Source organism: Pseudomonas sp. MWU12-2345 (assembly GCF_023242385.1).
Lineage (GTDB): Bacteria > Pseudomonadota > Gammaproteobacteria > Pseudomonadales > Pseudomonadaceae > Aquipseudomonas > Aquipseudomonas gingeri_D.
Genome location: NZ_JALLJA010000001.1, coordinates 1,352,983 through 1,364,919, shown reverse-complemented (window position 1 = coordinate 1,364,919; position 11,937 = coordinate 1,352,983). Strand labels below are relative to the sequence as shown.

Genomic DNA, 11,937 nt, shown 5'->3' with positions numbered 1-11,937 from the left:
AATTCAATAAATTCAACTGATGGAATTTTTATTTCATGATCAGGACAGGAAACCACCGTCCACGTTCAGCGCTACCCCGGTGGTGTAGCTGGAGGCATCGCTGGCCAGGTACAGCACGGCCCCGGCCATTTCGCTCGGCGCGGCGACGCGCTTGAGGGGGATCTGTTGCAGGGCGGTCTTGAGGATCGCTTCGTTGCTGACCAGGGCCGAGGCGAACTTGGTGTCGGTCAGGCCCGGGAGCAGGGCGTTGCAACGAATACCGAACTGCGCGCACTCCTTGGCGAAGACCTTGGTCATGTTGATCACGGCGGCCTTGGTCACCGAGTAGATGCCCTGGAAGATGCCCGGGGAAATGCCGTTGATCGAGGCCACGTTGATGATGCTGCCACCGCCGTGCTCGCGCATCAGCTTGCCGGCTTCCACCGACATGAAGAAGTAGCCGCGGATATTCACGTCGACGGTTTTCTGGAACGCGCTGAGATCGGTGTCCAGCACATTGCAGAACTGCGGGTTGGTAGCGGCGTTGTTGACCAGGATGTCCAGACGCCCGAACTGCTCGCGGATACCGGCGAAGACCTGGCTGATCTGTTCCATTTCACCGATATGGCAGGCGATGGCGGTGGCCTTGCCGCCGTCGGCGATGATCGCATCGGCCACGTGCTGGCAGCCTTCGAGCTTGCGGCTCGAGACAATCACATGGGCGCCTTGCTGGGCCAGCAGCTTGGCAATGGCCTCGCCGATACCACGGCTGGCGCCGGAAACAAAGGCGATCTTGCCATCGAGGTCGAACAACTGGGTCTTGGACATGGTGATTTTCCTGGTTGTAGGCGCGGTCAGAGGCTGGACGACTGGATGACTTTCAGGCTCATCTGCTCCAGCAGCTTGTTCATGTGAATGAACTGCGCAAAGCGGTTGTCCTGGGTCTGGCCGTGGAAGAAGCGGTAGTAGATCTGCTGCACGATGCCGGCCAGGCGGAACAGGCCGTAGGTGTAGTAGAAATCGAAGTTGTCGATGGCGATCCCCGAACGTTCGGCGTAGTAGTCGACGAACTGGCGGCGGGTCAGCATGCCGGGGGCGTGGCTGGGCTGGCGGCGCATCAATTGCACCGGGGCCGGGTCGCCCGCCTCGATCCAGTAGGCCAGGGTGTTGCCCAGGTCCATCAGCGGGTTGCCGATAGTGGTCAGTTCCCAGTCGAGCACGCCGATGATCTGCATCGGGTTGTGGGGATCGAGGATCACGTTGTCGAAGCGATAGTCGTTGTGCACGATGCTCGAGGTCGGATGGTCGGCGGGCATCTTGTCCTTGAGCCAGGTCCGTACCGCTTCCCAGCTCGGGGCGTCAGGGGTCAGGGCTTTTTCGTAACGCTCGCTCCAGCCACGGATCTGCCGCTCGACGTAACCCTCGGGTTTGCCCAGGTCAGCCAGGCCGCAGGCCGTGTAGTCGACCTGGTGCAGTTCGACCAGACGGTCGATAAAGCTCTTGCACAGGGTTTCGGTCTGCGCGGCATCCAGGCCCAGCTCCGGTGGCAGGTCGGAGCGCAGGATGATGCCCTCGACCCGCTGCATCACATAGAACTCGGCGCCGATCACCGACTCGTCGGTGCAGTGCACATAAGCCTTGGGGCAGTACGGGAAACCGTCCTTGAGCTGGTTGAGGATGCGGAACTCGCGACCCATGTCGTGGGCGGACTTGGCCTTGTGACCGAACGGCGGCCGACGCAGGACAAATTCCTGTTCCGGGTAGCGGATCAGGTAGGTCAGGTTCGAGGCGCCGCCGGGGAACTGGCTGATCGTCGGCAGGCCGTGCAGGCCCGGAATATGAGCCTTGAGATACGGATCGATCAAGCCGGCATCCAGCTCTTCGCCGGCGCGGATACGGGTGGACTGGTCAGTAAGCGTCATGCTTATCCCTTCTGCTTATTCTGGAGGCCAGAGATTATTGACTAATCTAATGCTCGCCCTGTCTGCCTACAAGCGCGCTCCGCTGTTATAGGCCGGGGTGTTGCAGGATGATCAGCGTGCCTGATAGGCCAGCGTAGAGGGAAAGCGGTGCTTGGCAAGAGTGCCCATTGCCGGAGCAGGCTTGCTCGGGGGGGGGGGCGATATAACGCACGAAACCCGATGCCCGTGACGCCAGGGTGGGCATCGCGGGCTATCGGGTTTCGACTGTTCTACGGGCGTGGATCAGGTCGGGAACAGCTCGCTCAGCTTCATCGACAGCATCATGTCGCCTTCGACGCGCAGCTTGCCGCCCATGAATGCTTGCATGCCGTCGGTCTCGCCGCTGACGATGCCTTTCATGGTCTCGCCGTCAGTTACCAGGGTCACGTTGGCATCCGGGTTTTCGCCTTCCAGCAGTTTGCAGGTGCCGTCCTTGACGATCAGCGAGAAGTGCTGGTCATTGTCGATACGGAAGCCGAAGACAACGTCCAGGCCGGCGGCGGCGGCTGGGTTGAACTTGTGTTGCATTGCTTCTACGGCGTGGGCTACAGAGGTCATGGTTCGATCCTTTTATGGGTAAATACGGCAACGACCCCAAGGGTCACGGTGGGCCGGAGCTTATCGGAAGGTGATCAGCTCCGGGGCCTTCAGCAGTTGCAGGTGCGCTTGACTGTTGAAGGACGCCAGGGCCACCTCGCGACCGCGAAACTTGAGCTGGTTGAGCGAGGTGTTGACGATCTGCCAGTTCAGCTCAAAGGCTTCCCTGGCTGGAATTCGGGTGATCAGGTGGAGCAGGGCGGTGATGGTTCCGCCGGAGGTGAACACGGCGATTTTCTGGCTGTTGTCGGCCTGTTCGAGAATCCGCCGCAGCCCGCCCTCGACCCGGGCGACAAACCCCAGCCAGCTTTCCAGCTCCGGGGTGTCATGCTGGCCACTGAGCCAGCGCTCGATGATCAGGGCGAACAGGCGCTGGAACTCGCCACGGTTTTGCGCGGCGTTGCGCAGGATGTGCAGGGCTTCGGGTTCATCCGGCAGCAAGCCGGGCAACAGCGCGCGGATCACCGCGTCGGCGTCGAACTCGTTGAAGGCTGTATCGGTTTCCAGGGGCGGGACCAACAGGCCGGCGCCGTCGCACTGCGCCAGGGCGGTGAGCGCGGTATCCTGCTGGCGGCGCAGGTCGCCGGCCAGGCAACGGTCGAAGCTCAGGCCCAGGTCGGCCAGGTGCTTACCGAGGACCTCGGCCTGGCGAATACCGATCGGCGAGAGCACGTCGTAGTCATCCGCACCGAAGGAGGCCTGGCCATGTCGAATCAGATAAATGCTGCCCACGTCCGCGTCGTCCCGGTACGTTGAAGGTCTGGCGAGGTTATGAGGATGGCGGAAGCCTGTCAATAAAAAAACATACGCTCGTTTGAAATGTTTGTTAGAGACACAATTCAGGCGGTGCCACAACTGGCCGCAAGGCCGCCTCGACGGTATGCTGGATTGGTCGTGAGCTCCCACAGCCGGGGGCCGCCTGGTTTTGTAAGGAGTCACCGTGGAGTTTGTCGCCGAGTACGCAAGTTTTCTGGCTAAAACCGTTACCCTGGTTATTGCGATCGTCGTGGTCCTGGTGACCGCGGCCACGCTACGCAGCAAAGGTCGGCGCCGGTCGGCGGGGCAGTTGCAGGTCAGCAAGCTCAACGATTTCTACAAGGGTCTGCGCGAGCGCCTGGAGCAGAGCCTGCTCGACAAGGACCAGCTCAAGGTCCTGCGCAAGCAGCAGGCCAAGAGCGAGAAAAAACACAAGAAGCAGCCGGAGTCCAAGCCACGGGTATTCGTGCTGGATTTCGACGGCGACATCAAGGCTTCGGCCACTGAAAGCCTGCGTCATGAGATCACCGCATTGCTCAGCCTGGCCACGCCCAGGGATGAAGTGGTGTTGCGCCTGGAGAGCGGCGGCGGCATGGTCCACAGTTATGGCCTGGCCTCCTCGCAACTGGCGCGTATCCGCGAGGCCGGCGTACCGCTGACCATCTGCATCGACAAGGTCGCGGCCAGCGGCGGCTACATGATGGCCTGCATCGGCGACAAGATCATCAGCGCGCCCTTTGCCATTCTCGGCTCCATCGGCGTGGTGGCGCAGTTGCCCAACGTCAACAAGCTGCTGAAGAAGCACGATATCGATTTCGAAGTGCTGACCGCCGGCGAGTACAAGCGTACCTTGACCGTGTTTGGCGAAAACACTGAAAAAGGCCGTGAGAAGTTTCAGCAGGACCTGGATATCACCCATCGCCTGTTCAAGAACTTTGTCTCGCAGTACCGCCCGCAACTGGCCATCGATGAAGTGGCCACCGGCGAAATCTGGCTGGGTGTCGCGGCCCTGGACAAGCAGTTGGTGGACGAACTGAAGACCAGCGATGAATACCTGTCCGACCGCGCAAAACATGCCGAGTTGTTCCATCTGCACTATGCCGAACGCAAGAGCCTGCAAGAGCGCGTCGGGCTGGCGGCCAGCAGCTCGCTGGAGCGTGTGCTGGTCAATGGGTGGAGTCGTTTGACCCAGCAACGTTTCTGGTAGACCGCTACCTCGATGGTTTCTGTCAATCGTCTCGGACAGAAACCATCCGACCCTCAAATAAGTACCCCCTTTCCATGGCAAACACTCAATAAGCTGGAATCTCTAATGGATATCCAGGTTGATTGCCATGGAAGAAACAAACGTCGTTGAGTACAGCCGGATACCTGCCGAGGCAGGTATTCATTTCGATAGGATCAAAGAGAAGATTCCCAGTTGGCTCTACCGAGCCGCTCCGGAAATACGCCTGTTATTTCGCGAACATCTGCTGGCCCTGGAAACGTCGAGACATGAAGTCCGGCGGATCATGGCGCAGTTGCAGAAGATTGATGTGTTCTGTACGCCACTTCTGGTCCAGGCGCTGGAAAGACAGATCAACAGCGACCAGGACTTGCAAAGTGCCCGCTTTGTCAGGGTCGATGCTACTTACCTGTCCAGTATCTTCGAAGATAAATTCTATACCTTCTCCCACAGCCAGACGCTGCTGGAGGCGGCCTTGCAGAACTTCGAGGCTGGCGAGACCTTGTCGGGAGTGTTGTCAGGCAAGGCGGTTATCCAGTTTCCCGCTGATGCTGGGGGTGTTAACACCTCACTTGCACCGGAAGACTTTGCCTGGGCTTGTCGAACGCTGAACCTGGGGGCCTTGTACCAGGCGCATATCGACAGTGTTTTCAATCCTCCCGGTCAGCCGTCGGCCAACGGAGCTTTGTCGGTAAAACAGCACTTTGCCGAGTATGACAAGCAGACCTTGGCGGTGACCGCCGATATCGCCTACATGAAGGGGGAGATCACCGCGACCACCTACGCTTTACTGCTGGAGTTGGTCAAGGGGCAGGCAGGTTTGAGGTTGGGTGGCGAACTCCTGCATTACAGTCGGATGAAAATGTTCGATATCGAGTTGAGCGGATGGGTGGTCATCGGCGCGAAACTGGCGGAGGACTCGACCTTACCCTGTATTGCCTATATTCCGGATGACCCGCGTGGTCCACTGAAGTACTACCGGCACTTTCTCCTCCTTGAGCATGATTTGACGCTGAAACTTCGGGACCCGTCTTATCGGCAGTTTTTCGCCCGTTTCGTCCCCGAGGAGCACCGGCTGCGGTTCCTGCGAACCCTCAATGCCAGATTGCTTTCCCAGGATCGAACCTGGCCGCCCGTGCCGGCGATTTTCCAATATATCCCGCTGACCGAAGTACCCATCGAAGGCGATCTGTTCGAAAGTTTCCAGCAGCAACGCTACCGTCAGATCAAGGCGCATGCGCGGCTGCTGGCGGTGCCCACGGCCGACGTCGACGCCCGGGTGCGCCAGGCGCGTCTGGACGCCTACCGCGAAGCCGGTCTGAGCCTGTTGGCGCTGGCTTTATCGTTCGTGCCGGTAATCGGTCAGATCATCCTGGCGGCGGCGGCGGTGAAGATGGTCGTGGAGGTCTATGACGGATTCGCGGCTTGGCAACTCGGGGAAAAACGCGAGGCCCTCGGCTATCTGCTGGGTGTGGTCGAAGACCTCGCCCTGTTGGCGGCCGGGGCGGTGGTGGTGAAGGGCGGCAAGGCCCTGTTCAAGACGCTGTCCCCGTCTTCAGTCGATGCCTTGATTCCCGTTGAAGCGCCGGGAGGTCGGCGCCGCTTGTGGAGAGCCGATCTTGCCCCCTATGAGCGTGATATCCGTTTGCCTGAGGATCTCGAGGCCGACGCGATGGGGCTTTATCCGTTCCAGGACAATCTCTATTTGCCGCTGGAAGGGAAAGTATATGCCGTGAGGTATGACCGGGCTCGCCTGCAATGGCAGATTGAGCACCCGGAAGGCGAAGCGTTTCACGCCGTGCCGCTCAGGTTCAACCGTACGGGTGTCTGGCAAACGATTTACGAGCGCGTCGCTGACTGGCCCGTGGAGCAATTGTTCCGCCGCCTCGGCGAGCCCATGGTCGGACTCGGCAACCAGCTGCGTTTGAAGATCCGCCAGTTCTGTTCCGCTCAGGAGAATGTCTTGCGCAAAGCCCTGGCGGACAATCAGCCGGTGCCCGCGCTGCTGCTCGATACGATCAAGCGCTTCAGGATCGACCAGGCCATCAGCGATTTTATCGGCGAGGTACCCGACGCGCTATCGCGAACGCTGGAGCAGGGCGATCTGCGCTTGCGGGTACTGACATCGTTGCCCGACTGGCCGGAAAACCGGGTCGTCCAGGTGTTCAATGGGTTGGGTGAAGTCATGCAGGAGTACGGTCGGCGCACGGGCGAGCAGTTCTCCTCGTTGCAGATCATCGAGTCGCAGCTCAAGAATGGCAACCTGCTCCAGTCGACGCTGAACATGTTGAGCGAGCCTGAGCGTCAAACGCTGTTCGGTGCGGAGCTGACGGACAACGGGCGGCGTGTCCGGGTACTGAGCCAACGCCTCAGGCAATGGGCCGGGCAGCGAAGGCAATGGTTGTTCGACGAGTTGTACGCGGCGAGCGAGAAAACCGACGACGACAGGGTCAATCGTATTCTCGGGGTGTTCCCCGGCTTACCGGGAAGTGTCGCCCGGGAATTGATCGCCCATGCCAACAGCGCCGAACTCGATCTCTTGAGCGAGCGGGTGCCGCTACGGTTCTCGGAGGAAATTAGCTGGTACCTCAAGCAGTTGCGGCTTAACCGGGTGTGCGAGAGCTGGTATTTGCTGGCCCCGCAATACGCCCTGGCAGACCGTCTTGCACTGCATACGCTTGGGCGATTACCCGGCTGGCCGGCCAAGGGGTTGCGGATTGAGTTGCGAGAACAGCGCTTTACCAGTGAGGCGCTGGAAACGGCGGGGGATCCGGATATCACCACGCCCCGGGTGATTCTCAAGGTCGGTCGACAGTACAACGCCTTCGATCACTCGGGGACGCTCCTGGGCAGGGCCGATAACATATTCGACGCGATGGTGCGTGCCTTGCCGGAGCCTGATCGCGTTGCCCTCGGATTCCGCGGTGCGGAGCGAGGCGCCTGGCTGAAAGAACAGATTGTCGCCCAGGTTGCCCGAGATCCTTATGCCGCCCAGGATACGCTGGGCCTGTCGCCTTTCAGTCGCAGGTTCAGGCCACCGATGCGCCTGGCCTCCGGGCGCATCGGTTACCCGATGAGCGATGTCGGCAGGGTCCTGGGGTATTCCGAGCGATTGATAGGGCGTGTGCGTGACTTGTATCCGGGGTTCTCCTCGGAAGAGGTGGGTCGTTTTCTCACTTCACTCCACCTGCCCGAGTCTGCCTGCCTGGTGGAGCTCGAGCGCCTGCGGGGGGAGTATGAGGTGTTGTTCACCACACTGGATAAATGGGTGCAGCGCCAGACCTGGAGGCGTGTGCGGGGCACCTTGCAAGTCGCTCCCGTGGCCCTCGACAACAAGCAGCGGGTGGCCGATGCGATCCTGGCCTGCTGGAGAAAACAGTCCAACCGCAATCGGTTGGGTGGACAGTACTTCTACGAACTGGACCTGTTGGGCATGCGGGTCGGAGACTTGCCGGCGATCAGCGCCGACTTCAGTCATGTGGGCTTTCTGTTCATGAATGATATGGCCGTCGCCAGCACCGAAGTCTCATTTTTATCCTGCTTCAGGCAGTTGCGCTGGTTGTCCATGGGCTTCAACCATCTGGGTAGCCTGCCGGTGGAGTTGGGGCAGATGTCCGAACTGATCCATCTGCACCTGCCAGGCAACCAGATTGTGCTGAACCGCCAGAGCGCGGAGGTGTTGACCCGGCTGACCCGGCTGAAATTCCTGAATCTTTCGGATAACCCTCTGGTCCAGCCCCCCGATATCAGCCAGATGAGCCAGCTGGAGACCCTGTTGTTGCGTCATACCGAGCTGGATCGCTGGCCTGTCGGGCTGCCGGGGTTGAGCAACCTGCAGCGTGTGGATCTGCGGGGCAATCGGATTTCGACCATCCCCGAGGCGGTTTACTCCGGGCCGGTCTCCATCAACCGGATTACCCACCTTCATGACAACCCGGCGCTTTCGGTCGAGGGCATGCTGCGGTTGCAGCGTTACGAACGCGAAACCGGCATCAATTTCGGCATCGATATGCCGGGCCGGCGGCACCCCCATGCCCTGCGTCGAACCACGTCGCTTCGCGAGTGCGACAACTGGCTGGGGGCCATATCCGCCGAGCAGAAGGTTCTGAAAGAACAGCAATGGCAGTTGCTGCATCGGCAGCAAGGTTCCGCGGACTTTTTCAAGCTGCTGGCGGACCTGAGTGTCACCGCCGAATATCGCGAGGCGCGCGAGGATTTGAGCCTGCGGGTCTGGCAGGTCGTGGAGGCGGTCAGTCAATACAGTGAACTGCGCGAGGAGCTGTTTGTCTCGGCGTCCCATCCGCAGACCTGCTCCGATGGTGCGGAACTGATCTTCAGCGACATGGAGATCCGGGTCCTGGTGAATCAGGCGAGGGCCATGGTCGTGGGCACCCCGGCTACTACCGAACTGAATCTGTTGAAGCTGTCCCGGGGATTGTGGCGCCTGGATGAAGTCGAGAGCCTGGCTCAGACGGATATCGAGGCGCGGTTGAAGTTGCCCGATGCGTCAGGGGTCGACCCGGTGGAGGTGAGGCTGGCCTACCGCATCGGTCTGACGGAGCGACTTCGCTTGCCGGGACAGCCCAAACACATGACGTTTACTGAGTTGGCCCGGGTGACGGAGCAGCATCTGGACGCGGCTTATGCCAAGGTCCTGGCCCGGGAGCGGACCCCGGCGTATGCGCGGGCCTTGGCCGATCGCGAGTTCTGGGCCAGCTACCTGAAGGAGCATAACCCTTCGCGATTCAAGGGGATTGATGCGCAGCACCAGGCTGCTGTGTCCGCGCTGGATGCCCGGCGTACGAGCAGAAGTGATCCCCATTGGCATGAGTTCATCGATATCGAACTGGAGGCCCAGATGGGGGATCAACTCAGGGCTTGGCGGGAAGCCCAGGCCAGGGAGACGCTGGCGTTGACCGAAGAGGTGCTCGAGAGAATCCCAGCGCAGGAGCTGGATGCTTGAAGCCCGGCGCGGGTGCCTGGAGGCACCCGGCCGGACAAGCTTCAGCGGCGACGGAACAGCGGCAGCGGTTCGTCGGTGGCGGCCTGGTAGGTCACCGAGAAGTCCTTGAGGCTTTCCAGGGCTTCGTAGGGGTCCTTGTCCGCACGCAGGGCGTAGGCGTCGAAACCGCAACGGTGCAGGTAGAACAACTGGTCGCGCAGCACATCGCCAATCGCCCGCAGCTCGCCCTTGTAACCGTAACGGTCACGCAGCAGGCGGGCATTGGAGTAGTTGCGGCCGTCGGTGAAGGCCGGGAAGTTCAGCGCGATGACCTGGAAGTGTTGCACGTCATCGCCGATTTCCTCGGCTTCTTCATCGGCGTCCAGCCACACGCCCAGGCCGCCGTCGCGGGCCTTGAGGGCGTGGGCGTGCTCGCGCCACAGGGCCAGCGGCACGATCAGGTCGTCGCAGTTGGAGATGCCGTCGAAGGACGCGTCCTTGGGCAGCAGGTGCCAGGTCTCGTCGATAACGGCGTTGTTCTTAATGATTCGCTGCATAGACGCGCTCCTTGAAGGGGTCGATACCGATTCGCTGGTAAGTGTCGATGAAGCGTTCGTCTTCGGTACGTTTTTCCACGTAGACGTCGATCAGTTTCTCGATCACGTCGGGCATGGCCTCCTGGGCGAAGGACGGGCCGAGGATCTTGCCCAGGCTGGCGTCACGGCTGGCGCTGCCGCCGAGGGACACCTGGTAGAACTCTTCGCCTTTCTTGTCCACCCCGAGAATGCCGATATGGCCGACGTGGTGGTGGCCGCAGGCGTTCATGCAACCGGAAATGTTCAGGTCCAGTTCGCCGATATCGAACAGGTAGTCCAGATCGTCGAAGCGGCGCTGGATCGACTCGGCGATCGGGATCGACTTGGCGTTGGCCAGGGAGCAGAAGTCGCCGCCCGGGCAGCAGATGATATCGGTCAGCAGGCCGATGTTCGGCGTGGCGAAACCGTTTTCGCGCAGTTCGCCCCAGAGGGTGAACAACTGGCTCTGTTCCACGTCGGCGAGAATGATGTTCTGCTCGTGGGAGGTGCGCAGTTGGCCGAAGCTGTAGCGGTCGGCCAGGTCGGCGATGGCATCGAATTGCTTGTCGGTCACGTCGCCCGGGGCTACGCCGGTGGGCTTGAGGGACAAGGTCACGGCCACATAGCCGGGCTTTTTATGGGCCAGGGTGTTACGAGTGCGCCAGCGGGCGAAACCCGGGTGCTGCTGGTCCAGTTCGGCCAGTTCAGCGACCTGGTTGTCCAGGACCTTGTAGTCCGGGTCGACGAAGTGCTTGGCGACGCGATGGACTTCTGCCTCGGTGAGGGTGGTCTGGCCGCCGCGCAGGTGGACCATCTCGGCGTCGACTTTCTCGGCGAAGACTTCCGGGGTCAAGGCCTTGACCAGGATCTTGATCCGCGCCTTGTACTTGTTGTCGCGACGGCCGTAGCGGTTGTAGACCCGCAGGATGGCATCGAGATAGCTCAACAGGTCCTGCCACGGCAGGAACTCGTTGATAAAGGCACCGACCACCGGGGTACGGCCCAGGCCACCACCGACCAGGACCCGGAAGCCCAGTTCGCCGGCGGCGTTATGCACCGGCTCCAGGCCGATGTCGTGGACTTCGATGGCCGCGCGGTCCGAGGTCGAGCCGTTGATGGCTATCTTGAACTTGCGCGGCAGGTAGGCGAACTCCGGGTGGAAGGTGGTCCACTGGCGGACAATCTCGCACCAAGGGCGCGGGTCGATCAACTCGTCGGCGGCGACACCGGCAAACTGATCGGTGGTGACGTTGCGCAGGCAGTTGCCGCTGGTCTGGATCGCGTGCATCTGCACGGTGGCCAGCTCGGCGAGAATCTCCGGCACGTCTTCCAGCGCCGGCCAGTTGAACTGCACGTTCTGCCGGGTACTGACGTGGGCGTAGCCCTTGTCGTAGTCGCGGGCGATCCGCGCCATCATTCGCGCCTGGCGCGACGTCAGCTGACCATAAGGCACGGCAACCCGCAGCATCGGGGCGAAACGCTGGACATACAGGCCATTTTGCAGACGCAGCGGGCGGAACTCTTCTTCGCTCAGCTCACCTGCCAGATAGCGTCGGGTCTGATCACGGAACTGCTTGACGCGGTCCTCGATGATCCGCTGATCGTACTCGTCGTATACGTACATATAGATCCTGTTCTCAGGCTTCATAAATACCCCCGGCGCTCCAGGCCCCCGGGGTATCTCAACAATTCTGCGCGCACGGCCGCGCACTCCATTGACGGAGCCGGCGCACGATAGCAGTTTGCAGTTATGCGTAAAAGTGATGTTTGAGTATATGCACAGAACCAAAACGACTAACGTTCGTCGACGAACCATAACCCTGTTTGTGGTATGGGCAATTCTCTACTTAACTATCAGCGAGTTTGCAGCAATCACCGATAAAACCGACAAGAGGCGATGCG

The 11,937-nt window shown here is 60.8% G+C and carries 8 protein-coding genes; 2 read left to right on the top strand and 6 right to left on the bottom strand.

Features of this window, described 5'->3' with window-relative positions:
* Window positions 1-39: 39 nt before the first annotated feature.
* The 4 genes from M5C71_RS05725 to M5C71_RS05710 all read right to left on the bottom strand — a co-directional run bounded on the left by M5C71_RS05725 (window position 40) and on the right by M5C71_RS05710 (window position 3,269).
* Complete coding sequence (locus M5C71_RS05725) at window positions 40-807, bottom strand: SDR family oxidoreductase (RefSeq protein WP_103498883.1); 768 nt, start codon at window positions 805-807, stop codon at window positions 40-42.
* 26 nt (window positions 808-833) lie between these two features.
* Window positions 834-1,901, bottom strand: a complete 1,068-nt coding sequence (locus M5C71_RS05720; protein ID WP_103498882.1) for a phosphotransferase family protein — start codon at window positions 1,899-1,901, stop codon at window positions 834-836.
* Between the two features lie 282 nt (window positions 1,902-2,183).
* A complete protein-coding gene (locus M5C71_RS05715) occupies window positions 2,184-2,498 on the bottom strand; it encodes an SCP2 sterol-binding domain-containing protein (protein WP_103498881.1) in 315 nt (104 codons plus the stop codon).
* Between the two features lie 60 nt (window positions 2,499-2,558).
* Window positions 2,559-3,269 carry a histidine phosphatase family protein gene (locus M5C71_RS05710; protein ID WP_103498880.1) on the bottom strand — a complete coding sequence of 237 codons (711 nt, stop codon included), beginning with the start codon at window positions 3,267-3,269 and terminating at the stop codon, window positions 2,559-2,561.
* A 208-nt stretch (window positions 3,270-3,477) separates the two neighbouring features.
* On the opposite strand from M5C71_RS05710, the gene sohB reads away from it, so the two are divergent.
* Both sohB and M5C71_RS05700 read left to right on the top strand, forming a co-directional pair.
* Window positions 3,478-4,500 (top strand): protease SohB, encoded by a 1,023-nt coding sequence (gene sohB, locus M5C71_RS05705; RefSeq protein WP_103498879.1) that lies wholly within the window; start codon window positions 3,478-3,480, stop codon window positions 4,498-4,500.
* Between the two features lie 127 nt (window positions 4,501-4,627).
* Window positions 4,628-9,481 carry an NEL-type E3 ubiquitin ligase domain-containing protein gene (locus M5C71_RS05700; RefSeq protein ID WP_247263370.1) on the top strand — a complete coding sequence of 1,618 codons (4,854 nt, stop codon included), beginning with the start codon at window positions 4,628-4,630 and terminating at the stop codon, window positions 9,479-9,481.
* 41 nt (window positions 9,482-9,522) lie between these two features.
* Here M5C71_RS05700 and M5C71_RS05695 read toward each other — a convergent pair whose 3' ends face one another.
* Together M5C71_RS05695 and M5C71_RS05690 are read right to left on the bottom strand one after the other, a co-directional pair.
* Window positions 9,523-10,017 (bottom strand): DUF934 domain-containing protein, encoded by a 495-nt coding sequence (locus tag M5C71_RS05695; RefSeq protein ID WP_100943648.1) that lies wholly within the window; start codon window positions 10,015-10,017, stop codon window positions 9,523-9,525.
* Entirely contained in the window at window positions 10,001-11,659 is a 1,659-nt protein-coding gene (locus tag M5C71_RS05690) for a nitrite/sulfite reductase (protein WP_103498877.1), read from the bottom strand. Before M5C71_RS05690 ends, M5C71_RS05695 begins: the two co-directional genes overlap by 17 nt.
* Between the last annotated feature and the right edge of the window lie 278 nt (window positions 11,660-11,937).

What these genes read in the sequence shown, in the direction of transcription:
- M5C71_RS05725 (WP_103498883.1), bottom strand. Translation starts at nt 807, where the DNA reads ATGTCCAAGACCCAGTTGTTCGACCTCGATGGCAAGATCGCCTTTGTT.
- M5C71_RS05720 (WP_103498882.1), bottom strand. Translation starts at nt 1,901, where the DNA reads ATGACGCTTACTGACCAGTCCACCCGTATCCGCGCCGGCGAAGAGCTG.
- M5C71_RS05715 (WP_103498881.1), bottom strand. Translation starts at nt 2,498, where the DNA reads ATGACCTCTGTAGCCCACGCCGTAGAAGCAATGCAACACAAGTTCAAC.
- M5C71_RS05700 (WP_247263370.1), top strand. Translation starts at nt 4,628, where the DNA reads ATGGAAGAAACAAACGTCGTTGAGTACAGCCGGATACCTGCCGAGGCA.
- M5C71_RS05695 (WP_100943648.1), bottom strand. Translation starts at nt 10,017, where the DNA reads ATGCAGCGAATCATTAAGAACAACGCCGTTATCGACGAGACCTGGCAC.
- M5C71_RS05690 (WP_103498877.1), bottom strand. Translation starts at nt 11,659, where the DNA reads ATGTACGTATACGACGAGTACGATCAGCGGATCATCGAGGACCGCGTC.